The organism is Paenibacillus sp. 01T424 (genome assembly GCF_056398745.1).
Window position 1 is genome coordinate 104,425 of the sequence record NZ_JBFTPZ010000019.1, and the last position, 24,251, is coordinate 128,675.

21 protein-coding genes and 1 pseudogene are annotated in these 24,251 nt (G+C 40.1%); all 22 read right to left on the reverse strand.

Features of this window, described 5'->3' with window-relative positions; genetic code table 11:
* Window positions 1-4 precede the first annotated feature (4 nt).
* Entirely contained in the window at window positions 5-1,276 is a 1,272-nt protein-coding gene (locus tag AC1DPK_RS16180; protein WP_477510970.1) for an O-antigen polymerase, read from the reverse strand.
* A 36-nt stretch (window positions 1,277-1,312) separates the two neighbouring features.
* Window positions 1,313-2,515 carry a glycosyltransferase gene (locus tag AC1DPK_RS16185; protein WP_477510971.1) on the reverse strand — a complete coding sequence of 401 codons (1,203 nt, stop codon included), beginning with the start codon at window positions 2,513-2,515 and terminating at the stop codon, window positions 1,313-1,315.
* Entirely contained in the window at window positions 2,515-3,642 is a 1,128-nt protein-coding gene (wecB, locus tag AC1DPK_RS16190) for a non-hydrolyzing UDP-N-acetylglucosamine 2-epimerase (protein ID WP_477510972.1), read from the reverse strand. The genes AC1DPK_RS16185 and wecB overlap by 1 nt, the downstream gene beginning before the upstream one ends.
* Before the next feature lie 5 nt (window positions 3,643-3,647).
* Window positions 3,648-4,757, reverse strand: coding sequence for a capsular polysaccharide biosynthesis protein CapF (locus AC1DPK_RS16195; RefSeq protein ID WP_477510973.1), 1,110 nt, complete (start codon window positions 4,755-4,757; stop codon window positions 3,648-3,650).
* A gap of 29 nt (window positions 4,758-4,786) precedes the next feature.
* Window positions 4,787-5,812 (reverse strand): polysaccharide biosynthesis protein, encoded by a 1,026-nt coding sequence (locus tag AC1DPK_RS16200; RefSeq protein WP_477510974.1) that lies wholly within the window; start codon window positions 5,810-5,812, stop codon window positions 4,787-4,789.
* Between the two features lie 30 nt (window positions 5,813-5,842).
* The gene (locus tag AC1DPK_RS16205) at window positions 5,843-7,066 is read right to left on the reverse strand and encodes a glycosyltransferase family 4 protein (RefSeq protein ID WP_477510975.1); all 1,224 of its coding nucleotides are present in this window, start codon (window positions 7,064-7,066) and stop codon (window positions 5,843-5,845) included.
* A 15-nt stretch (window positions 7,067-7,081) separates the two neighbouring features.
* Window positions 7,082-7,939 carry an NAD-dependent epimerase/dehydratase family protein gene (locus AC1DPK_RS16210; protein WP_477510976.1) on the reverse strand — a complete coding sequence of 286 codons (858 nt, stop codon included), beginning with the start codon at window positions 7,937-7,939 and terminating at the stop codon, window positions 7,082-7,084.
* A complete protein-coding gene (locus AC1DPK_RS16215; protein WP_477510995.1) occupies window positions 7,936-8,571 on the reverse strand; it encodes a sugar transferase in 636 nt (211 codons plus the stop codon). The genes AC1DPK_RS16210 and AC1DPK_RS16215 overlap by 4 nt, the downstream gene beginning before the upstream one ends.
* A gap of 37 nt (window positions 8,572-8,608) precedes the next feature.
* Complete coding sequence (gene galU / locus AC1DPK_RS16220; RefSeq protein ID WP_477510977.1) at window positions 8,609-9,496, reverse strand: UTP--glucose-1-phosphate uridylyltransferase GalU; 888 nt, start codon at window positions 9,494-9,496, stop codon at window positions 8,609-8,611.
* 103 nt (window positions 9,497-9,599) lie between these two features.
* Window positions 9,600-10,235, reverse strand: a complete 636-nt coding sequence (locus AC1DPK_RS16225) for a hypothetical protein (RefSeq protein WP_477510978.1) — start codon at window positions 10,233-10,235, stop codon at window positions 9,600-9,602.
* Between the two features lie 32 nt (window positions 10,236-10,267).
* Window positions 10,268-12,100, reverse strand: coding sequence for a polysaccharide biosynthesis protein (locus AC1DPK_RS16230; protein ID WP_477510979.1), 1,833 nt, complete (start codon window positions 12,098-12,100; stop codon window positions 10,268-10,270).
* A gap of 36 nt (window positions 12,101-12,136) precedes the next feature.
* Window positions 12,137-12,829: a CpsD/CapB family tyrosine-protein kinase gene (locus AC1DPK_RS16235; RefSeq protein WP_477510980.1), complete on the reverse strand. Its 693-nt coding sequence runs from the start codon at window positions 12,827-12,829 to the stop codon at window positions 12,137-12,139.
* Window positions 12,810-13,577, reverse strand: a complete 768-nt coding sequence (locus tag AC1DPK_RS16240; RefSeq protein ID WP_477510981.1) for a YveK family protein — start codon at window positions 13,575-13,577, stop codon at window positions 12,810-12,812. The genes AC1DPK_RS16235 and AC1DPK_RS16240 overlap by 20 nt, the downstream gene beginning before the upstream one ends.
* 161 nt (window positions 13,578-13,738) lie before the next feature.
* The gene (locus AC1DPK_RS16245) at window positions 13,739-15,841 is read right to left on the reverse strand and encodes an S-layer homology domain-containing protein (protein WP_477510982.1); all 2,103 of its coding nucleotides are present in this window, start codon (window positions 15,839-15,841) and stop codon (window positions 13,739-13,741) included.
* Window positions 15,842-15,961: 120 nt separating this feature from the next.
* On the reverse strand, window positions 15,962-16,747 hold the full coding sequence (locus tag AC1DPK_RS16250; RefSeq protein ID WP_477510983.1) for a tyrosine-protein phosphatase: 786 nt from the start codon (window positions 16,745-16,747) through the stop codon (window positions 15,962-15,964).
* A gap of 195 nt (window positions 16,748-16,942) precedes the next feature.
* A pseudogene (locus AC1DPK_RS16255) lies at window positions 16,943-17,763 on the reverse strand (diaminopimelate dehydrogenase).
* Window positions 17,764-17,796: 33 nt separating this feature from the next.
* Complete coding sequence (locus AC1DPK_RS16260; RefSeq protein WP_076268474.1) at window positions 17,797-19,056, reverse strand: Glu/Leu/Phe/Val family dehydrogenase; 1,260 nt, start codon at window positions 19,054-19,056, stop codon at window positions 17,797-17,799.
* Between the two features lie 326 nt (window positions 19,057-19,382).
* Window positions 19,383-20,312 (reverse strand): DMT family transporter, encoded by a 930-nt coding sequence (locus tag AC1DPK_RS16265; RefSeq protein ID WP_477510984.1) that lies wholly within the window; start codon window positions 20,310-20,312, stop codon window positions 19,383-19,385.
* A 95-nt stretch (window positions 20,313-20,407) separates the two neighbouring features.
* The gene (locus AC1DPK_RS16270; protein WP_477510985.1) at window positions 20,408-21,481 is read right to left on the reverse strand and encodes an ABC transporter substrate-binding protein; all 1,074 of its coding nucleotides are present in this window, start codon (window positions 21,479-21,481) and stop codon (window positions 20,408-20,410) included.
* Window positions 21,481-22,281 (reverse strand): ABC transporter permease, encoded by an 801-nt coding sequence (locus AC1DPK_RS16275; protein WP_076268477.1) that lies wholly within the window; start codon window positions 22,279-22,281, stop codon window positions 21,481-21,483. The genes AC1DPK_RS16270 and AC1DPK_RS16275 overlap by 1 nt, the downstream gene beginning before the upstream one ends.
* Window positions 22,265-23,083: an ABC transporter permease gene (locus AC1DPK_RS16280; protein ID WP_076268478.1), complete on the reverse strand. Its 819-nt coding sequence runs from the start codon at window positions 23,081-23,083 to the stop codon at window positions 22,265-22,267. Before AC1DPK_RS16280 ends, AC1DPK_RS16275 begins: the two co-directional genes overlap by 17 nt.
* Window positions 23,073-24,182 (reverse strand): ABC transporter ATP-binding protein, encoded by a 1,110-nt coding sequence (locus tag AC1DPK_RS16285; protein ID WP_076268479.1) that lies wholly within the window; start codon window positions 24,180-24,182, stop codon window positions 23,073-23,075. The genes AC1DPK_RS16280 and AC1DPK_RS16285 overlap by 11 nt, the downstream gene beginning before the upstream one ends.
* Window positions 24,183-24,251 lie beyond the last annotated feature (69 nt).

Consider the following 24,251-nt stretch of genomic DNA (forward strand, 5'->3'; position numbering starts at 1 on the left):
TACTTTATAAATTAACTGCTTTACTTTTTATTTTTGTTGTAATTGAATTGGTAATCCAAAATATTATCCACAAAATTGTTACAAAAAACAAAGCGCCTTTAAAAAGTTGATTTGGTGAATAAAGATACCATCTTGGCACATTGAAAATTATAGAATAAACTAATATCTTTTGGAATTCACTTCTACCAAAATTCAAGTTATTTAGTAAAGTTACTACAATAAAAGATATAATTAAAACCCCAAACCATCCAAACCAAAAGTAAAAATGAGTTGGTATTAGTCCTCCACCCATATTATAAAAATATTTTATGGAAACAAAAGTTGTTACATCCGAAGCTATTGAGTCTGAACCTATTAAAATTGATTTGAAAAATTCATAAAATGAATTGAATCTTGTACTTATGTTGGCGATTTCTGAAGCAGCAACATGAGTAGCAGAAGCATAATAAGCAAATGTCGCAGTATCAAAGACTAAATAATTGTTAAACAAATTACCAATTAATTGCTTTAGGTTGACATGTGTTAAAGAATAACTATCTCTATATGCAGCGACTATGCTATTTAATAGTATTCCTATTGCTGCAAAAATGAATATTTTCTTAAAGGATAATTTATTAACCAATAACGTTATAGAAAAGAGAATCATTAGTTGTAAAGAAGTAATCCTTCCTCCATAATACAAATCTTGCAAAATAAATATTCCAATTAATAGAGTGAATATAGTTATTCTAATTTTCGATTTTCCCGAAAAATAATATGCAAATAGAAATAGCAATTTTGAATATTCAAAAATAGGTGAAATTCTAACGGAATAAGAATTAAAATCCCCTCTATCAACTCCAGTAATTAAAGAAAAAACTAACGCTGAAATTATTAAATAAAATACTATAAGATTGTCTTTGGGTTCTAATTTAATCTTACTTAATTCAATAGATTTCCCATTATATAATACGGTTATAACGGTCATAAACAATAAAATTATTCTTATCGTAAGTCCATAAATTTCTTGGGTTTTAACTTCATAAAACGGAACACTTAATTCCCCACCAACAATATATTCACCCATAGTAAAACTATAATTAACATAGAGTATGAACATAAACATTATTGTAAACAGTATGTTTTTTCTGCTTTTAAATAACAAATATATTGATACTAATAATACTCCTATTGCACTAATCATATTTGTGTAAGTATTAATTGGTGAAAGCGTAATAAGAGTAAATATTATCGCTATTACAAACAATTTGAAGATCATTGAGTTTTCTATTTTCATTTAAGTTAATAACTCCTAATATATAGTTGAAAAGTTTTATATATTATTATTGTAAGTTTCTACATATTCAATATACCTGTCTTTATCATTATAAAATTGTTTTGCTCGGTTTATCGCTTGTATTGAATATTTAGACTTGCCATAAGTTTTTATTTCTCTTACTCTCTCAATAAGAATGTCCAAATTCCCTTTTTCTACTATAAAACCACAACTTTCGTCTATACTTTCGACACTTCCGCCCGTGGCAAAAGTAACGACAGGAGTACCACATGCTAATGCCTCTAGATTGGTTGTGGGGAAATTGTCTTCTAATGTAGGATTAATAAAAACATCTACAGTTGAGTATATCTCCACAAGTTCTTTAATATTATTAGTTCGTGTTATACCAATTATATTGTCAGGCAGTTGAGCAATTTGTTTTTCTGTTAATCCCACCAAAACTATTTTTTCGTTATTTTCCAGTTTTTTTGATAACTCAACAAAATATTTTAATCCCTTTCTTCTATCCCAAATACTTGCGACACCTAATATAATATATATATTTTCAAGATTATGTTTTGTTCTAAAATTGCTCTCTGTTGGTTGAAAAACTCCCAAGTCTATGCCATTATTAATAACTGCAATAGGATATTCGCCTACTATAGATTCTTTTACTATACCTGCTAACCAAATTGATGGTGTTACTATCGTTAAATTCTTAATACCAGTAAAGATATCTTTTTTTATAGAAAAATTATTATATGAATTATCAATAAATTTACTGCTTGGGTATGAGTTTTTCTCAGGACATTCAAAGCAATTGGTTTTCCATTTATCACATCCCACATAATCAAAATAAGCACAATGGCCTGTAAATGCCCAACAATCATGTAAGGTCCAAATAACTGGCTTATTAGCTTTGTTTAAATAATCGAACAATATTTCAACATTGATATAGTATCCATGAATATTATGTAAATGAATCACATCCGGGTCTAACTCTTCAACCTTATTTATAAATTCCTTAGTAGCTTTCTTCGAGCCAAACCCATGCTTATCATAAATCCTAGTCAAGGCTACATGGGCATAGTTGTCGAATTTCGATCCTATTTTAATGGTTTGATCACAGTTTTTCGCCTGGCCTCTACCATAAGCAATATAACTCTCATGCCCCTGCTCAACAAGCATTTTATGGATATCTGTAGCTATCCTACCGGTACTCCCAACTCCACAGACAGAGTTGATTTGTAATACTTTCACTAATTGCGCCCCCAAACAACTCTATCGACGTAATCCGTATAAGACAATATAATCCTTAATATTTTATCTGAAACGTTATGCATGCTATAATCCGTCACACGTCTTAATGTCTCTGCTTCTTGAGTTTCCAACACTTCTAATCCCTGCAAAATCCGCATTTTATTGAGTCCAACCATCATTACCGAAGCCTCTTCCATTGCTTCAGGACGCTCATGAGCTTGCCTAATATTAAGTGCTCTAAATCCGAGAATCGATGACTCTTCACTTATTGTTCCACTGTCACTGAGAACAACTTTTGCATGAATTTGAAGCTTATTATAGTCATTGAACCCCAAGGGTTTCATTGTTTTCACTAACGGATTAAACTTGATGCCCTTGGCCTCAATCATATTTCTTGTTCTAGGATGAGTACTTATGATGATAGGCAACTGATATTTTTCAGCAATCTCGTTTAAACTCTCCACCAGGTTTAAAAAGTTCGTTTCTGAGCTAATATTCTCTTCCCTGTGTGCTGACACTACAAAGTATTGTCCCTCATTCAATGCCAGTCTCTCTAACACATCGGAATTCTCAATATCCGATTTTCTTGAATGAAGAACCTCAAACATCGGGCTTCCCGTTTTGATTATTCGATCTGCTGGTAGTCCCTCTCTTAGTAAATATTCTCTTGCAATATCACTGTAAGTTAGATTAACATCTGCGATATGGTCTACAATTTTTCKRTTKGTTTCTTCCGGRACCCTTTGGTCAAAACATCTRTTTCCGGCTTCCATATGGAAGATTGGGATTTGCCTTCTCTTTGCTGCGATGGCACATAAGCAGCTATTCGTATCCCCTAAGACCAACACAGCATCAGGTTGAACTTCTTCCATAACAGGGTCAATTTTTATTAATATATTCCCAATCGTTTCAATGGCACCACCTGTGGCAGCATCTAAGAAATAGTCCGGTTTTCTTAAATGGAACTCTTTAAAGAATACTTCGTTTAACTCATAGTCGTAATTTTGCCCTGTATGGACAATAATATGTTCTATTGCATTGGACTGTTCCAACTTGTTGATAACAGCTGAGAGTCTTATAATTTCTGGTCTTGTTCCAACGACTGTCATCACTTTGAGCTTCTGCATATAATTTAAACCTCCAAGTAGTAGGTGTCTGGCTTTGCCGGATCAAAGTGTTCATTGGCCCACATGACTGTAACCATATCTACTTGCCCCAGGTTCTCAATATTGTGTGTATATCCTGTAGGTATATCTACAACTTCCATCTTTTCACCACTCACAAAATATTCTAACACTTCATTGCTATCGATCTTCCGAAAGCGAATAACCCCGATTCCACTGACAACAAGAAACTTTTCATTCTTTGTGTGATGCCAGTGATTACCTTTCGTTATCCCTGGCTTAGATATATTAATGGACACTTGTCCACGATCTGGCGTCTTCACAAATTCAGTAAAGGAACCTCTATGGTCCACATTCATCTTTAATTCATAACTAAATTGATCTTTTGGCAAATAACTGAGGTATGTACTGTACAATTTCTTGGTAACTGCATCTGACATATCTGGAATAGTACGCTCCACACGGCTCTTCTTGAATGAATATATTATTTCAGAAATTTCTCCAAGTAAAATACTATGAACGATTGGAACTTCACAATATTGTCCAACAGCGTTTTCATTGCCATTCAGGGCATTAAGTAACTCCTCAATCACGTCATCAATGTACACCAATCTCATGCCAACATTTGGATTATTAATGGTAATAGGTAGATCATGGGCTATGTTGTAACAAAATGTTGCTACAGCACTGTTGTAATTAGGCTTACACCACTTCCCGAATACATTGGGATAACGGTATATTAGCACTTTTGCCCCTGTAGCCTTACTGTGTTCAAATAGTAACTCCTCGCTTGCCCTCTTACTCAGCCCATAAGGATTATCTAAATCAGCTTGAATAGACGAGGATATCATAATTGGACATCTATTTTCATACTTCTTTAAAGTGTCGAGAAGTAGGGTAGTAAATCCGTAGTTTCCATCCATGTATTCGGACTGATCTTTAGGTCTATTTATACCTGCAAGATGAAATACAAAATCCGTTTCTCTACAATATTCATCTAGTAGGGTTGGATCAGTGTCTCTGCTGAATTCAAAGATAGTTCCGAAATTTTTATTTTTCAATTCCGCTATCAGGTTCTTAGCAATAAATCCGTTTGCTCCGGTCACCAATATGTTCACTGTTTATTCCAACCTCCTATAATTCAGAATTAGTATATTACAGGAATCGCTCTAAGTTCCTTTTGCACATAATCTAGCATCAGTAACTTTTCTTTGACCTGTGCTATAGTGAGCCTCTGCGTATTGTGGGAGTTATACTCTTCTTCCGTAGATAGTTCTTGATTACCCTCAACAAAATATTTATCGTAGTTTAGATCCCTCTTGTCTGCTGGTACACGGTAGTATCCATCCATATCATGGGAGACTACATGTTCTTCCCTAGTAAGTAAAGTCTCATACAACTTTTCACCATGACGTGTGCCAATGATTTTAATCTCATTATCAGCATTAAATAACTCTACGAGCGCTTGTGCAAGGACTCTAATCGTGGATGCAGGAGATTTCTGTACCATAATATCACCAGCTTCTGCATGTTCAAACGCGAACACTACAAGCTCAACGGCATCTTCTAAGTTCATCAAAAATCTAGTCATATTAGGATCCGTAATAGTTAGTGGTTGACCGCTCTTAATTTGTTCAATGAACAATGGAATCACTGAACCTCTAGAAGCCATTACATTTCCATAACGTGTCCCACAAATTAGTGTTCGACTAGGATCTACAGTCTTCGCCTTAGCTACAAATACTTTCTCCATCATCGCTTTAGAGATTCCCATTGCGTTAATCGGATATGCTGCTTTATCTGTAGATAGACAAATGACTTTCTCTACGCTATTCTCAATGGCAGCTGTAAGCACATTCTCAGTACCTAACACATTCGTTTTCACTGCTTCTAAAGGGAAGAACTCACAAGAAGGAACTTGTTTCAATGCTGCCGCATGGAATACATAGTCAACGTTATACATTGCATTTTTTACGCTTGCAAGATCACGAACATCGCCTATATAAAACTTTAATTTATCACTCTTATAAACTTTCCGCATATCATCTTGCTTCTTCTCATCGCGTGAAAATATACGAATTTCTTTTATATCCGAATCTAAGAATCTATTCATAACAGCGTTACCGAAGGAGCCAGTACCGCCTGTTATCAACAGAGTTTTATCTTTAAACATACTATTCTCACTCCCTTGACTATGACTTAACTATTTCACATTTTGGAATAAATCATCAATCTCATTTAGTAAATCTTGCTTATTAAAATTATTATCATAATAGTTTCTTGAGTTTAACTGTAACTCATCCAATTCGGTAGCTGACAGCTTGGACATCTTTATCACCGCATCCGCGAAACTTTTAGCATTTCCCACTTCGCAAACCATACCCGAACTCGACTCATTGACTATATCCGCTGTTTCGCCATCAGCAGAAGCAAGAATTGGCATTCCACACGCCATATAGGATTGCAGCTTAGCTGGAATTGTCATCTTAAATAGAGGATTCGCGGTTAAACATATGACAGCCACATCATGCTCTGATAGTATCTTAGGAATTTCAATAGCAGGCTTCTTTGGAATGAACGAGAATAACTCTGTTACACCCTTGTTCTTAACTAGCTCTAAGAGTGTTCCTTTGTATCGACCTTCCCCTACTATCGTAAACAGTATCTTGCTAGTACAATCTATTTCATCCTTAATTATCCTTGCTGCTTCTGGTAATATATCTAACCCTTGAGCATTACCGATATTACCAGTAAATATCACCTTAAACACCTTTTTTGTCTCTTCTATAACAGATTCCGATTGCTTCATAGGCTTATAGAAATCTTCGGCATATTGCGGCCAAAACATGATTTTTTCTGTTGAAACACCTCGGTTTTCAATAGACTTAACAAAACTCTTTGAAGTTGTTAGTATCTTTGTACAGTTAGAATAGATGTAATCTACCATCTTACCAATAGATGATAGGACCCATTTATTAGTTGTCCCTGTTATAATTGCTACATTCTCTGGCCATAGATCCTGTACATATAAGTAACATGGGATTTTCCGTTTCATTGCATACCATACTCCGGGCAATGCCTGAGTCATTGGTGAAACTTCATAAATAAATACAAAATCAGCTTTAATATTTGTAGTAGACTTCCATATAAATCCCGTTGCTACAAATGACAAATAATTTAGTATCAAAGTTATTGAATTAGAACCTCTAGCAACCAATGGAATTCTTATTATTTCGACTCCATTATATGATTCTCTTCTACTTTTAAATAATCCGTATCCTTCATAGTACTTTCCTTGTGGATAATTCGGGATTCCTGTAATTACCGTTACTTTATAGCCTCGCTTTACCCATTCCGTGCAAATATCATTAATTCGAAATTGTTCAGGGTAGAAATATTGTGAAATAACTAGAATATGTTTTTTCAAGTAAATTTCGACCCCTTATCTCTCAGTCATCTCAATTGAATTTTTCAGATCTCTTATTGTATAATTTGCTCTATAAGCACTCATACTTTGCTCATACACTAAATTTCCAAACAACTTATTAAAGACCCCTATCTTAGTAGCTAGCCACTTTAGAAGTGGATTAAACCCTTTAATTAATCTTAATTTTTTACCATGCGTTTCAGCAATTAGCCTAACCATTTCGCTGGTTTTAACGTATTCTCTATTTTGCGGAAAAAACAAACCCGAATCTTCAAAATCGATTATACTCTTTAAAAATTGACATAAGTTATCTATGTGAAGCATACTTCGCATATTATCTACATCCGGAAATATAGGAGATCTTTGAGCCATATTTGCAAGCCTACTATAGTTTCCTTTAGATCCTTTTCCATATATCATTGGAGGTCTCAGGACAGCAATTCTGAAACTATCATTTTGTAATGGAAGTATCGCTTCTTCCGCTTGAAGTTTACTACGGCCATAAAAATTTCTTGGAGCAGGTATCGTATTTCTATCGATAAGCTTTAACAAATTACTGCCATCACCATAAACGATGATACTACTCATAAATATGAACTGCTTGACACCTTCATTTTCAGCTTTTTTCGCTACTTCAATAGTAAGATCACGATTTACTTTGTAATATATGGATTCCATTTCAGGATCAGTCGAGACATGAGCTACCCCAGCTGCATGAAAAATGACATCATATGAGGAGAAATCTTTCTCTTTCCATATATCATCTCTTAAACTAATAAATTCAACTGAATAGTTAGTTGGATCTTTTACAAGTAAATTTTTCAAACTTATGCCTATATAACTATTAGAACCAGTTATCAATATTTTTTTCATTTTGCATTAGTCTCCAATAAACTAGGAAAATCTTTATTTCTCACTTTTCCGGTTTCGCCCTCAACTACACCATCTCTTCTCACAACACTCAAGATCGTACCGAAGAAGCACCTAACATCCATCCACAAACCAATCTTATCTACATACTCCCCATCCAGCTTAGCCTTCACTTCAATTGGAAGCTCGTCTCTACCGTTAATCTGCGCCCAGCCTGTTAGGCCAGGTAGGATGTCATTCGCACCGTAAATGTCGCGCTCTGCGATCAGATCGTATTGATTCCATAGTGCAGGACGTGGGCCAATGATACTCATTTCACCTTTGAGTATGTTAATGATTTGGGGCAATTCATCCAGACTTGATTTACGAAGAAATTGTCCCAGCTTCGTAATGAAAGCCTTCGGGTCTTGTAGCATATGTGTTGGCATATCTTTTGGTGCATCTGTCCGCATTGTTCTAAATTTCAGAATATAAAAGTGCTTCCTATTCTTACCAACACGCTTTTGTTTGAATAAGACAGGGCCTTTAGAGTCAGCTTTGATAAGAATAGTGATAAGCGCCAAAACTGGCGACAATATGACGATGGCAAGGAAGGATAAGACAATATCAGCAACTATTTTCACAACACTGTACAGCTTCAATTCATCACCCACGTTGTTGAATTTATGTATTTCAAAATAAGACTTTCGGTTGATGCTCATTCATGACGAATTCTAAATACTCTAGTAAATCCATCTTCAGATCTTCCCTTTGCAATGCAAATACTAATTGAGTCTTAATAAACCCAAGCTTGTCCCCTACATCATACCTGGTACCTTCAAAGTCGTAAGCATATACTGCTTCAAAACGATTGAGTTCTGCTATAGCATCGGTGAGTTGAATCTCGTCGCCTGCACCTGGTGTTTGGTTCTCTAAAACATCGAATATGCTTGGACTAAGGATATAGCGACCCATTATTGCAATATTAGATGGAGCAACTTCACGTTTTGGCTTCTCTACTAGGTTCGACACACTATAGAGTCGGTCCTGAACAACTTTACCGTCAACGATACCATAACGGGATACTTCATCCATCGGTACAGTCTGGACACCGATAATAGATGATCTGTAACGATCGTATTGCTCGATCATTTGTTTCAAGCAAGGCTTTTCCGCCTGCACAATGTCATCGCCTAACAACACAGCGAATGGTTCTTGTCCTATAAACTTGCGAGCACACCAGATCGCATGACCTAGCCCTTTCGCTTCCTTTTGCCTAATATAGTGAATGTCCACCATCTTGGACGACTTCTGTACTTCACTAAGTATTTCTAGCTTTCCCTTCTCAAGTAGAGTCTGCTCCAGTTCAAACGAATTGTCGAAGTGATCTTCGATGGCTCGTTTCCCTTTACCCGTCACGATAATGATATCTTCGATTCCTGATGCAATCGCTTCTTCGACAATATATTGAATAGTAGGCTTATCTACAATTGGTAGCATTTCCTTGGGCATAGCTTTTGTTGCTGGAAGAAAACGTGTTCCCAACCCTGCTGCCGGTATAATAGCTTTACGTACTTTCATGAGATAACCTCCTACTGGTCTAAATTTGCTTTTTAAAGTATGGTTCAATATTCACTTCATCCAACTTCCCCTTCTTATTGGGGTGACAATTTTAGAAATACACCTATTTATCTTGAATAACCTCATCAAAAGATTTCCCTTGGCTCATACCGTATTTTTTTGCAACTTGAATCAGTTCATCATACTGCTCCTCTGATAGTTTTTCGAGAATAATAGTACGCGCTTCTTTCTTTTCTTCTAAGTTCAAGCCTCCGCTTGCAAGAGCTTGCAGTTTCTTAATATCTGCCATGCTGAGTTCTTTAAGTAATACGGATGAGACCTTCGCTTTTTCAGATACTGTTATTTTTTCCTGAAGATCTTTAGCTTTATCTAAAGAAACCTCGCCGCTGTAGCCATCTTTAGACTTATCTTCTTCTTTGGTTCCGTTTGAATCATTAGATCCGCTATCCTTAGTATTATCTGTCCGCGGCTTATCTACTTTTTCGTTTGAACTATCTACCGTTCCATCATTATTAACCGTTGTAGAAGGATTATCCTTCCCTGTCTCATCTGTTCCCTGCTCTTCTGGCTTTGTGTCTGGAGTCACCACTTCATTCAACAAATCGCCTTCAAGATCAGCAGCTAATGTAGAAATAAGCTTATCCACAGCATAATTAGCTGCAAATAAGCCCCCTACTCCCAGTATGACAATGATTGATGCGACCCAAATTAATATCTTCTTCCACTTTTTCTTACGCATGTTTAATCTCCTCCGTTATGATAGTCTGTCTGCTAAGATACATGTGAATAAAAAGGAACAAGATGCTCGATAACATCTTTAATTGTCGTTTGATTATCTCCAATAGCTTTCTCAATTCGTTTGAATTGAAGCTCGAGTTCTACTCTATTAATCTGTGTAGGCTTGCCTATGTAAATTCGTTCATGATGTGTAGAGGTTACAGCCTCTTCATCCGTTAGCAGCTCCTCGAACAGCTTCTCGCCTTCACGCATGCCGCTAAAGTTTATTTCAATATCTATATTCGGCTCGTAGCCTGACAATCGAATGAGATCCTGCGCTAGATCAAGAATTCGTACTGGCTCTCCCATATCTAAGACAAAGATTTCTCCACCTTTAGCAAATGACCCCGCTTGGATAACGAGCTGAACCGCTTCTGGAATCGTCATGAAATATCTGACCATGTCAGGGTGAGTTACGGTCACAGGTCCTCCTGCAGCAATCTGCTGTTTGAACCTTGGAATTACGCTGCCTCGACTTCCGAGTACATTCCCGAACCGTACAGCTACGAACTGGGTATCACTTATTGTGTTAATACTCTGTATGTACATCTCTGCAATTCTCTTAGTCGCTCCCATAATGCTTGAAGGATTAACAGCTTTATCGGAAGAGATCATAACGAACCGTTCCGTTTTATATTTATCCGCAAAATCTGCTACGTTCTTTGTCCCAAACACGTTGTTTTTCACTGCCTCTGAAGGGTTTCTTTCCATAAGGGGCACATGCTTATGCGCTGCTGCATGGAATACAACCTGCGGCCTAAACTTCCGAAATACGTCGTCCAATCTGCTTCGATCCTGAATATCTGCGATTACCGTCTCCAAATGAACATTCGGGAATTTTGTTCTGAGCTCTATCTCGATCGTGTAAATACTATTCTCTCCATGTCCAAGTAACAACAGGCTTTTCGGATTAAAGGAAGAAATTTGTCTGCAGAGCTCTGAACCTATTGACCCACCAGCACCTGTTACGAGCACAACTTTACCTGATACATAATTAGCTATGCCTTCTAAATCCGTCATAACAGGGTCTCTTCCCAGTAAATCCTCCACTTCTACATTACGTAATGCTTTTACCGCAAGAACACCCTTAATAAAATCATTAATAGAAGGAATAATCTTAACCTTGGCTCCTGTAAGCTTACAAACATTAATAATTTCCGTTATATGTACCCGCTTCGCGGACGGCATTGCAATAATAATGTCATGGATATGATGTTTTTGTACTATTTCCTCTATGTGCATACGAGTTCCAAGAACTGGTATTCCTACTACTTGCATATTTCGCTTATGTAGATCATCATCAATAAAACCTATAATTCGATTACCTGAAAAGCTGTTGCTTGTCATAATTTCTTTTGCAATAAGAGCTCCACAATCCCCAGCACCAATGACTAGTACATTATTTGTTAAAGCGGACTTTTTGGTTCTATTTACTCGGATCAAGCGCCATAGGAAACGCGATCCACCCATTAATAGCAGCATAAGTTCAAGTGTTCGAGTTGTAATGGAAATAGGAACCCGTTCTCCATTTAGTGCGTACGTTGCTCCATATGATAAAATAAGTCCGATTATAATGGCTTTGGCTAGCTCTATAATCTCTCCTATACTGGCATATTGCCACATACGTCTATACATACGGAAGAATGCCAAACTACTGCCGCATATCACGGTTGTTAATAAAGCAAATTCAAGCATTTGTTTCACGTAGATGGGAGGGATATTTCCGTCAAAACGAAAGAGATAAGATACCCCAGTTGCTATCCATATAATACAAATATCTACCACCAGTATGATTAGCATTCTATTTCTATTACTCACCTTGCTCATCCCTCCACTAAAGCTATCATCTACGATTTGAATTGTTTATTTATCTTGTACACCATAATAATAATAGTAGGCTTCTTCATTCGCTTTACGCTTCACATTATTCAGTACGACACCTAAAATCCGGGCATTCACACTCTCTAAATTCTTAACTGCCTTACTAGCGATATCCCTTTTCACTTTCCCTTGATCGACTACCAGAATGACACCATCGCTCTTTGTAGCCACAATCTGTGCATCAGTTACAGCAAGTAATGGCGGTGTGTCGATTAAGATAATGTCATACTTTTTTCTTAGTTGCTCAATGACTGCAGTCATTCTTTTGGAATTCATCATTTCCGCTGGATTTGGAGGAATGGCACCCGACGTGATGATGTCCAAATTGGGAATATCCGAAATCTGGATTACTTCCTCTAATGAGCATTGCTGTGAAATAACGGATGAAAGACCAAAACGATTGGACACTGAAAAGGTGTGATGAGCAGTTGGTTTACGAAGATCGGCATCAATTAGAATAACCTTTTTCTCCGATTGAGCGAATGTAACTGCCAGATTCGTTATGGTCGTAGACTTCCCTTCGCCAGGTCCTGCCGAAGAGACCATTAATACTTGAAGCTTTTCATCTATGGAAGAAAACTCAATATTGGTCCGAAGCGCACGATAGGATTCTGATATGGGAGAACGAGGATTAGTTATTGTTATAATCTGTCGCTTATTTTTCGATAGAGACACGCTCTAATTCACCTGCCTTGTAGGTTTGGTTGGCTTTGCTAGTTTGGTTAGAATTAACATCCTCCAGACTCATTCTCGAGATCATGGCTAGCGTTGGTTGTCCCAAAAACTGTAGCACGTCCGCTTCAGTCTTAATGGTATCATCCATATACTCAAGCAAGAATGTAATACCGACAGAAATTATTAAGGATACAATAAAAGCAATTGCGATATTAAGCGGAATATCAGGAGATACTGGACTTGGCTTTGCATCTAAGACAGCTTCATTCAAAATGGAAACATTCTCAACTTTAAAGATATGCTGAATCTCTTCACGGAAAACGTTTGACACCGCATTTACGACTTGAGCCGCTTGCTTATAATCTATATCTTGTACAACTAATGTCATTACTTGCGTATTGTTTACAGAGCTAACCTGAATCTTGTACGATAGCTCAATTGCCGTTAATCCAAGCTGTGGATATTTGGCAGCTACCTTATCTAAAATAGCTGGTGTTTTTATGATTTCTTTATAGGTATCTATCATTCTAATGTTGGTATTTATTTGATTAATATCAAGTTGCCCCGTTGCCAATTGTGTCGTGGTTTGATTCACAATAATTTTCGTAGAGGCCTCATAGACAGGGTCTTTAAAGTACATACTTATAACAGCCGCTGCCGCTGTACAAATCAAGACAAACACAATTATAAGCAACAATCTCTTCTTAATGATCGCTATATACTGTCGCAAATCTAGTTCGCTAGACACTTAATATTCCTCCATCCGATATAGTCTTTAAGAATTAGTAAATGATTCTAAAGAACCATATCCTACTACATAATAATCTATAATCTAACAATATCCTATAATTTTCCGAAAAAAATCTTCCCCTCACCTACATGAGAGGAAGATTATGTCTATATTGTTACTTAATTGTCGAAGTTTAGTGCACGGTAAATAATTACTGCTGCCTCTGCACGAGTCGCATTGTTATTTGGCAAGAACTTGCCTGCATTTCCAACTACGATTTTGTGAGTTGCCGCAAATGCAACGCCATCTTTTAATGACGCATTAATTTTTCCAGCATCCGCAAAGTCTTTTAGTGCAGCATTTACATCAGCTACGTTAGAAGCGCCTTGCGAAACTTTCAATGCGCGAGCGATCATCGTTGCCATCTCAGCACGAGTAATCGTTGCATTTGGATCGAATTTAGTATCTGAACGGCCGTTAATGATTTTGAGTTGTGCCGCAGCAGCCACGTATGGTGCATACCAAGCAGCTGAATCTACATCAGCAAAGCCTTCTGTAGCTGAGCCATTCTCAAGATCAAGAGCACGGATAAGCATTTTCGCGAATTCAGCGCGAGTTACTTTGTCTTTCGGTGCAAATTGACCTTCTGATTTACCTTCGATTGCGCCTTTTGCAGCTACAACGCTAATTTCGCGGCCAGCCCATGCTTCTACAGAAGCAATGTCTTTGAACGAAACTTTGTTTTCTACAACCACATAAGAGGAGAACGAATCACGAGATTCGATAATAGAGTTGCCCGATACACGTCCACCGTGGAATACTAGCTTGCCATCAACGATTTTCGCTACGGAAAGAAGCTCTTTATCAAGACCAGTTGTATCGCCCAGCGGAATGCTGATTACGATCGGTTGATCGAATGAAGTTTTTGCAGTACCGCCAACCGTTAGGTTGAAGTCATAAACTTCAGATACTGATTTCAACGTGCCTACAACGTCAGCAGATACATCGCTCTTCTTAATAGTAAGACCAATAGCAGAAGAGAATGAACCGCCTACAGGAACAGTCACTTCAAATTTGCCAATCGTGAAAGTTGCACCGGATACATTTCCAGCTGCTGCAGCTTTAACCACTGCATCGGAAAGGTTTAGAACTACATCCTTTTGTGCTACTTCACCAAGATTGATTTGCAAAGAAGTCTTGGCAAGTGCAGAAGCTGGTGCTAGTTCTTTCACCTTGGATGCAACCGTGTTAATACCGGCAACTGCTGACAATACACTCTTCTCATCCAATTGAAGAACAGCTTGTCCATTTACTGTAGTAACACTTGAAGCTGCGCTGATTGCTGCAAGCTTAGCAATTTCTGCTTTTGCATCAGCAACAAATTTAGTAATAATAGCAGCTTTCTCAGCATCAGTTGCTTTATCAAGCGCTGCTTTCAGATCGTTTAGCAATTTGTCAGTTGATTCAGGAAGTTGAGTAACTGGTGTTAATGTGCCACCTGGACCACCTGGAGTGATTGGAGGTGTAGTGTTTAGTGATTTATAAGCAGTGTACAAAGCGCCAGCTGCAGCAAGGAATTTAGTATCGTCTTTTACTGCTAGTTTTGCTTGAGATAATACTTCAAGTACATCTTCAGTCGTTACACCATAGTGACGGAAGATCTTCTCAACTGCATAATCACTAGGCAGCGCTGCTAGCACATCCTGCAATAGTTTATTAAGGGCATTCGAATCCTTTAGTAGACTTATAAGTCCAGCCAGATCCTTGGAATCAACTTGCTTAATAAGCTCTTTTTGAATATCAAGGAAATATTGAGCAATATCATCCACTGTAAGATCATTTACTTCTGCTCTAGTGGCAAAAGATTGTAGCAATGTTCCATATTTTGTGCGCAGTTCTTCAAGTCCAGCAACTGAAGGATTATAAGAAAGCTTCACAGCATCGTGGAAAAGATTTTCTAACTGTGTCTCTTCACTGTCCGTTGGGTTAAACTTGTTTACAATCGGTTTTACGATGTCGCCTTTTACATGAATGTCCAACGCATCCAGTTCAAGCTGGAAAGCTTCAACTGCAGCTAATCCGTTTGTGCTAATAAGAGCGGCATGCAGCTTCTTAATATCAGATACAAGAGCGGAATCAGCCAATGAAGAAGATGCATAAACAACCCCATTTACTCCAAGCTTCTCTGCCAAACCTTTGCTACTTAGCGGAATGCCAGCGAAAGCCGTAAGGGCTACGCTTGCCGCAATTGTAGAAACTGCTAATTTTTTTCTTAATGTCACTTTCTTCACTCCTAATTATATGATAATAGTTGCACTCATCTAATAGATGAATGACTAATAACGCCATTAAAAACATTTTCAGTATGCGCTTTCTTCAACTTCCAATCATTCTAGCGCGCACTATTTTTTGTAAAAATAGGAAATAAAACGACGCAAAACCCTGTCTGAAGAAACTATAGTAATAGGCTGGTTATGTATAGGTTTGTCGTCTAACACAGACTGAGCGTTGGATTGCAAATAGGTAACCCACTGTTCTCCCATCCGCCTCTCAATGGACGCGTAGGCTTCGCCCAGACGAAAACCGCGGCGCTCAATATGATGAGCATCGGAAGATACAAAATGAATATGGCCCGCCTTCAATAATGACCATGCGGATTGTTCAATGCGCTTACCAAATCCCCCAAGCAGTGAGTGGGTCGTAACCTGTGCGAATGCGCCTGCTTCAATAAGCTCAGCTAATCGATCGGGGTGCTTCACAACTTCTGCATTTCTTTCTGGGTGAGCGATAATCGGTTTCAACTTCAATACATTAAGCTCATGCACGAGCTCAATCATCGCCTTCGGAATACGGGAGGATGGCATCTCAATCAAAACATAACTAGAGCCGGCTAAGGGAAGCAATTCTTTTCTATACCAAGCATCGAGCAGATCATCATGAACGCGAATTTCTTGACCTGTATGTATAGCAATAGGCACACCCGCAGCTATTAACCTTTCGTTAATAGTGAGAGTGTGCTTAGCTACGTCGATTGCTGTATTGGTATAGGTTCCATTGGCATGGTGCGGAGTGGCGATGATCGTTGTAATTCCCTCTGATACAGCTGCCCGGGCCATATTCAAAGTATCATCGAAACTTGCCGCACCATCATCCAATCCAGGTAAAATATGCGTATGGATGTCTATCATGCTGAGTTCACTTCCTAGTAGAATTTACCTGTTAGGTAGGTTTGAAACTATTCTACCATAGGAAAATGGATCTTTCAGCACTTCTCCCTATAATTCGACAGTAATTACTCTCACTTTTTCATTATATCCTACTATTTCCAAAAGTGTAAGTAAAAAATTGTAAAATGGAGGGGGATGTTCAGAAAAGTTTCAGAACTATAGAAGCTCTTTACGCAGTTCTGCTGCGGATTTTGGTGAAAGGTAGCCGTATGGAATGTCGAATACGGTTTTGGCTCCAGACTGTCGGAATGCTCGGCTTTCAATGTTGCTTCATCAATGAAATGAACCGTCGTATTATAATCGGAGAAATAGTTCGGCATCGTACGGATTTCCTCAGCAATCGCGTCTTGATCAGCACCTTCTTCTGCTACAATGTAGCAATCACGGACGTGCTTCTCACGCGTTGTAAGCTCTGGATTTTCACCGTTACGAACTCGCGCTACTGCCTCTTCACTAGGAATGGTGTATTGAACGCCGTTCTTAACACCTTTCACGCGGCGAATCGCATCTGAATGGCCTTGGCTTACACCTTTGCCCCAAAATGTATACTCCTTGCCTTCTGGCAATATTGCCTCAGCAAGCAGACGATTCAATGAGAACAAGCCTGGGTCCCAGCCTGTGGATATTACACTTACTTTATTGCTCGTTTTGGCAACTGCATCTACCTGATCAAAAAATTCAGGAATACGCGCATGCGTATCGAAGCTGTCAACCGTATGGAACAAGCGGGCAAAAGCAGGAACCTGCTCTGGCAAATCTGTTGCTGAGCCGCCGCAAAGAATCATAACGTCGATATCATCGACAAAGCGCTCCGCATCTTCAATTTTATATGCTTTTGTTTCAGACGGAATAGATGCTGGGTCTCTACGAGTAAATATCGCATCCAATCTCATATCCGCACTTTGTCTAATTGCAAGCTCTACGCCGCGTCCAAGATTGCCGTAACCAACAATACCGATGCGAATCTGTTCTGTCATGACGCCGCCACCTCTTCTTGTTTTATAAATATATTAGATCCAGCCTCTAGCTTCCATTGCTGCTGCGATCCGTTTGATCGAAATCATATAAGCAGCTGTACGAAGGTCAGTGTCATGTTCCTTAGCAAGATCACGAACAGCTACGTAAGAAAGAATCATATTCGTCTCAAGCTTCTCAAGAACCTCTGCTTCGCTCCAGTAGTAGTTAGCCAAGTTTTGTACCCACTCGAAGTACGAAACCGTAACGCCGCCTGCATTTGCAAGTACGTCTGGAATAACTGTGATGCCGTGGCTCCAAAGTACGCGATCCGCTTCTGGTGTTGTTGGTCCGTTTGCAGCTTCTGCAACGATTTTTGCTTTAATGCGATCTGCATTTTTAGCTGTAATTACGTTTTCTAGAGCAGCTGGAACCAAAACATCAACATCAAGCTCAAGCAAATCTTCATTAGAAATATAGTACTTCTCGCCATACTCACGGATGGAAGTCGTATCCTTTAGTATGGAGATCTGTTCGATATCCAATCCATTCGGATCGTAAATTCCGCCTCTGGAGTCACTGACTGCTACAACTTTAATGCCTGCTTCGCTAAGCAAACGAGCAGCAATGCGACCAGCGTTGCCGTAACCTTGAATCGCTGCAGTAGCCGTTTCAATAGGAATATTCTTATCTTGAAGTGCTGCCAAGATCGTGTACACACAGCCTTGTGCTGTTGCTTCATTACGACCTTGGGATCCGCCAAGAATAAGCGGTTTACCTGTAATAACGCCAGGTGAGTTAACGCCTTTTAGTCTGCTGTACGTATCCATCATCCAACCCATGATTTGTGGAGTCGTGTATACATCCGGTGCAGGAATATCTTTGTCAGGACCTACAAAATCAGCGATAGCTTCCATGAAAGCACGGCTAACACGCTCTAGCTCGCCTTTGCTAAGAAGATGTGGATCACAAATAACTCCGCCCTTGCCGCCGCCATAAGGAAGGCCAACAACGCCGCATTTAAAGCTCATCCACATGGAAAGTGCTTTTACTTCATCAAGCGTTACATCAGGGTGAAAGCGAATGCCGCCCTTAGTCGGTCCAATCGCGTCATTATGCTGGGAACGGTAACCTTCAAACACTCGAATTGAGCCATCATCCATACGAACTGGGAAGTTAACCGACAGCACGCGCTTCGGCTGCTTCAAGATGTCTGTAACATGCTTAGGCAATTGTAGATGGGCCGCTGCAGTATCGATTTGCTGTTGTGCGATTTGGTACGGATTTAACGTTTCTTCTACTATACTCACTGTCATTTTAAGTTCAGTCCTTCTTCGTAGAGTCCGACTCCCATTCCATGGATTAGCCGCTTTTTTGATTTTACCTTTTTCATCACTATTTTAAAAGAAAAATTTCGTTATTTAGTGCAAAAATTCTACATTTTTATCCATTGTCATGTTAGATTTCATGTGATGGGAGTTACCATAACACACACTGTTCTTTAATAATCCTTTTTATGTAAAAAATAAAAGAGTTTCGTACTAAGTTAGTCCAACTTAGTACGAAACCCTCACATGATACATTTTTATACAATTAGAATTCGATCTCATAAACTATCAACCACAATTATGAATCACAAGAATTAACCATTCGACTCCACTGTCTTCACGGACGATTTGCTTCGCGATTTGCTCTCGATGCTGATCCATATCAGTCCTGCGGCCATGCAGCCTGCGCCACACATTTGCAGCAGCGCGATCTTCTCATCGAACATCACATACCCAGCTACAACAGCCGCCGCCGGAACCGCATAACGGAAAAAGTTAGAACGCGTTGCGCCAACCTTGAACATACATGCATTCCAAACGACAAAAGCGACAACGGTGCAAATCAATACATTATAGCCAATGGATAAATAATGCCCCGCCTGTAGAGCCGACCAATCGGTTTGCCCCCAAGCCCCAAAGGTGAGCGGCAGCATAAACAACGACCCAAAAGCTATCGTCCACGTGCTGACACGCAGAGCAGAGTATTGCTTCATAAGCGACATGGAGCTTAGATTAAATAACGGACCGACAATACTGACTCCAAGCGCCATCAAGTTGCCGATCATATTATCAGATGAGAGACTGAAGCTTTCACCGCCGCCCAGTATGACGAAGCATACTCCAACAATGGATATCGCTCCGCCAACAATGAGCCTCTTCGTGATGGTTTCGCGCATGAATAAAGGGGCAAACAATGCAGCGAAGATCGGCCACGGCGCTACGTTCAGCAGCGACGCGTTGGCTAAGGTCGTATATTTAATCGAGTACATCACCGTAATTTCGAGCAGTGTAATGCCAACCAACCCAATGACAGCAAGCTTCGGCACGATTCGCCATGGAATGCCCACGCTGCCCTCTCTTAGCTTAAGAATGAGAAAGAAAAACGGAATAGCCAATCCAAATCTCAAAAACGAGAAAACGATGGGATTAAACGACTCCATAGCTAACCGCGATATGCCGAAGTTCGCTCCCCACACAACAGCGATTAGTATAAGACCGCCGTAATTCATCCATCTGCTATTCATGCTCTCCGCCCCATCTATTCACATTTGCCGCCTCATCTGGAAATATCTCATCCAGCATAGCATGGGAATCATTAGAAAAATGCTATCTCTTTTGTTTATTTCTTATGCATTTTAAACTCAAGGAACAACTCGTTATAGTGGGCCAGCATTCTTTTGCCGAGGTTGTCGTAAACCTCAAGCCTTTCGGTCAGCTCTTCATCTGGGTAAAAACGCTCATCGGTCGCAATCTCCTCAGGCAGCAGCGCCAGCGCCGCCTCATTCGGAGTCGAGTAACCGACATATTCCGCGTTCTGAGCAGCCACTTCAGGGTCGAGCATGAAGTTGATAAACTGATGCGCGCCTTCGATATTTTTGGCCGTCTTCGGAATAACCATATTATCGAACCATAGATTCGAGCCTTCCTCTGGCACGATATAATCAAGCTTATCGTTCTCATCCATAATTTCCGATGCATCACCCGACCAAACAAGACCGACTGCCGCTTCTTCGTTTGCAAGCAGCATCTTGATTTCGTCACCGACAATCGCCTTCACGTTAGGCGTCATCTGGAGCAGCTTCGCTTTCGCCTCCTGCAAATGAGCCTCTTCCGTATCATTTAGCGAATAACCCAAAGAGTTAAGCCCCATGCCCATAACCTCGCGAGCACCGTCCAGCAGCAGGATCTGGTTGCGCAAGCTTTTATCCCATAGATCATTCCAACTGGAGAAGGTCAGATCCCCGACTAGCTCTGGATTGAACACAATTCCGACAGTCCCCCAAAAATAAGGAATGGAATAAGCGTTGTCTTGATCAAATGATAAATTCATGAAACGTGGATCGATATATTTTAAATTCGGGAGTTTCGAGTGATCGAGCTTTAAGAGCAAACCATCCTCTTTCATCTTGCTAATCGCATACTCAGAAGGAATGCTAACATCAAACGTCGTACCGCCTTGTCCAATTTTGGTCATCATCGCTTCATTCGAATCGAAGGTTTGGTAAATGACCTTAATGCCCGTCTCTTCCTCAAAGCGGTCAAGCAGCTCGGGATCAACATAATCGCCCCAGTTGTAAATTGTCAGTGTATTGCTTCCGCTGTAGCCTTCACTATCATTCAAATACGAAGTCAGGTAGATGAGGCCAAATGAAACAACAAACACGATTACGAACATACGCACCAGCTGTGTCATTAGTGTCCCTCCTTGCTTGACGGCTTCATATTTCGTTGATTAATGAAGTAATAACCAACGACCAGAATGATCGTAAATAAGAAAATAAGTGTCGACAACGCATTGATCGATAGCGACACACCTTGGCGCGCCCGCGAGTAGATCTCAACAGACAGCGTAGAGAAGCCGTTGCCGGTTACAAAAAATGTTACCGCAAAGTCATCTAGCGAATACGTCAGCGCCATAAAGAACCCTGCGAATATGCCCGGCCTAATGAATGGAAGCACGACGCGCGTCAGCACCTGCCACGAGCTGGCACCAAGATCATGCGCCGCATCAATCAACGTTGAGCTCATTTCCTGCAGCTTCGGCAGCACCATAATAACGACAATCGGAACACTGAACGCAATATGCGACAGCAAGACGGACACAAAGCCCAGCTTGATGCCAATCATCGTAAATAGGATAAGAAAGGACGCACCGATAATAACATCGGGACTTACGATCAATACATTGTTGAGCGTCAAAAGCGATTGTTTCGGTCGATTGCTGCGAATGTGATGAATAGCTATCGCACCAATAACACCAAGAATCGTCGAAATTGCAGCGGACAGCAGCGCAATAACGAACGTGTTCAGGACAATGATGAGCAAACGCGTATCCGCAAAAACCTCTTTGTAATAATCAAGCGTGAAGCTCTCGAAATTACGCATCGAGCCGCCGCTATTGAACGAATAAAACATTAAATAAAAAATAGGCGCATAGAGTACTGCAAACACGAGTACAAGATAGATGTTCGACCATTTATTTTTTCCGCGCATCTGCCGCACCCCGCTTTCGATTGCCAGTTAACAGCATCATCGCCGCCATTGCTAGAATCAAGAACACAGCAATCGTCGAACCCATACCCCAGTCCTGCGTCACGAGAAAATGCTGCTCGATTGCTGTACCTAGCGTAATAACCCGATTGCCGGCAATCAGCCTCGTAATCATGAACAGAGATAATGCAGGTATAAATACAGCCATACAGCCGGATTTCACACCACTGATCGTTAGCGGAAAAATAACACGCCGGAACGTCGTCCACGCGGATGCGCCAAGATCACGCGCCGCATACACAAGCGTCGGATTCATTTCCTCCAGCGCGTTGAAGATCGGCAAAATCATAAAAGGAATAAAGATATAAACCGATACGAAAATAAAGCTAAAGTCCGTAAACAAAATTTGCTGTTTCGGAATGCCGATCGCTTCCAGTACGGAATTCGCAAAGCCGTATGTACCGAACAAGCCAATAAACGCATAAGCCTTTAGCAGCAAATTGATCCAGCTAGGCAGTATAATAAGCAGCAGCCAGAGCTGTTTATGCTTAGTTTTTGTCAATAAATAAGCAGCCGGATACGCGACAAGCAATGATATTGCGGTTATCAGAAACGCATACCAGAAGGAGCTAAGCGTCATTTTCATATAAACCGGCGTAAAGAACTTCACATAATTGTCCAGCGTGAAGTTGCCCTCTACATCAAAGAAGGAGTAATAGGCAATTAACACGATCGGCGCTATAACAAATAACACAATCCAAGCCATATACGGTATGAGATAAAAACTACGTGATTTATTCGACATCTGCGGCCTCGCTGTATGCTTCAAGACGCTTATCGAATTCTTCTTCCGTTTCACCTAGTCTCATAACATGGATGGCTTCTGGGTCAAAGGTTAATCCGATCTGCTCCCCTACTGTAGCTTTGCGAGTGGAATGGACAAGCCACTCATTGCCTGATTCATCGTAACAGCAAATCTCGTAATGTACGCCGCGGAACAATTGTGAATCTACACGTACTTGCAGCTTACCGTTCTCTGAAGAAGTTATTTCCAAATCCTCTGGCCTGATTACAATATCAACAGCCTCATTTGGCGTGAGCCCTTGATCGACGCATTCAAATGAACGACCAGCGAACTCCACCTCGAAGTCACGTGCCATTCGGCCGGGTACAATATTGGATTCACCAATAAAATCCGCAACAAAGCGATTGATCGGCTCATCGTAAATATCTGTTGGCGTTCCACTTTGTTGAATTTTTCCTTCATTAATAACGAAAATTTCGTCAGACATCGCCAGCGCTTCCTCTTGGTCATGCGTAACAAATATAAATGTGATGCCAAGTCGGCGCTGCAGCTCGCGCAGCTCGTACTGCATTTCCGTGCGAAGCTTAAGATCAAGTGCGGATAACGGCTCGTCCAGCAAAATAATTTCCGGTTCGTTCACGATCGCCCGCGCAATGGCAACGCGCTGCCGCTGACCGCCGGACATCTCCGAAATCTCCCGTGATTCGTAACCGTCCAAGTTGACGAAACGAAGAGCATCCTTCACTTTATTCGTCACATCCGCATTTTTCATCTTCTTGATTCGCAGGCCAAAGGCAACATTCTCGAACACATTGAGATGAGGAAAAAGAGCGTAATCCTGGAAAACCGTATTCACTTGGCGTTCATTCGCTGGAACCCGGTTTATCACTTTATTATGGAAATAGATTTGACCCTCTGAGGGTTCAGTGAAGCCAGCTATTAGCCGGAGCACCGTCGTCTTGCCGCAGCCAGACGGACCAAGCAGCGTATAAAATTTGCCTCGCTCTATTGTAAAGCTGACGTCTTTGAGGACAGCAGCAGCATTATGAGCATATTGTTTTGTCACATGTTCAAAACGAATAATCGTTTGGTCTTGCATATCGCATTCCCCTTTGCAGTTTTAGAAGAAACAATAGTGATTATACAGCATCCCCGAAAATCAGCAATA

What these genes read in the sequence shown, in the direction of transcription:
- AC1DPK_RS16230 (WP_477510979.1), bottom strand. Translation starts at nt 12,100, where the DNA reads ATGAGCAAGGTGAGTAATAGAAATAGAATGCTAATCATACTGGTGGTA.
- AC1DPK_RS16260 (WP_076268474.1), bottom strand. Translation starts at nt 19,056, where the DNA reads ATGACAGTGAGTATAGTAGAAGAAACGTTAAATCCGTACCAAATCGCA.
- AC1DPK_RS16285 (WP_076268479.1), bottom strand. Translation starts at nt 24,182, where the DNA reads ATGCAAGACCAAACGATTATTCGTTTTGAACATGTGACAAAACAATAT.
- AC1DPK_RS16275 (WP_076268477.1), bottom strand. Translation starts at nt 22,281, where the DNA reads ATGCGCGGAAAAAATAAATGGTCGAACATCTATCTTGTACTCGTGTTT.
- AC1DPK_RS16270 (WP_477510985.1), bottom strand. Translation starts at nt 21,481, where the DNA reads ATGACACAGCTGGTGCGTATGTTCGTAATCGTGTTTGTTGTTTCATTT.
- galU (WP_477510977.1), bottom strand. Translation starts at nt 9,496, where the DNA reads ATGAAAGTACGTAAAGCTATTATACCGGCAGCAGGGTTGGGAACACGT.
- AC1DPK_RS16210 (WP_477510976.1), bottom strand. Translation starts at nt 7,939, where the DNA reads ATGAAAAAAATATTGATAACTGGTTCTAATAGTTATATAGGCATAAGT.
- AC1DPK_RS16250 (WP_477510983.1), bottom strand. Translation starts at nt 16,747, where the DNA reads ATGATAGACATCCATACGCATATTTTACCTGGATTGGATGATGGTGCG.
- AC1DPK_RS16280 (WP_076268478.1), bottom strand. Translation starts at nt 23,083, where the DNA reads ATGTCGAATAAATCACGTAGTTTTTATCTCATACCGTATATGGCTTGG.
- AC1DPK_RS16265 (WP_477510984.1), bottom strand. Translation starts at nt 20,312, where the DNA reads ATGAATAGCAGATGGATGAATTACGGCGGTCTTATACTAATCGCTGTT.
- AC1DPK_RS16200 (WP_477510974.1), bottom strand. Translation starts at nt 5,812, where the DNA reads ATGTTTAAAGATAAAACTCTGTTGATAACAGGCGGTACTGGCTCCTTC.
- AC1DPK_RS16225 (WP_477510978.1), bottom strand. Translation starts at nt 10,235, where the DNA reads ATGCGTAAGAAAAAGTGGAAGAAGATATTAATTTGGGTCGCATCAATC.
- AC1DPK_RS16180 (WP_477510970.1), bottom strand. Translation starts at nt 1,276, where the DNA reads ATGAAAATAGAAAACTCAATGATCTTCAAATTGTTTGTAATAGCGATA.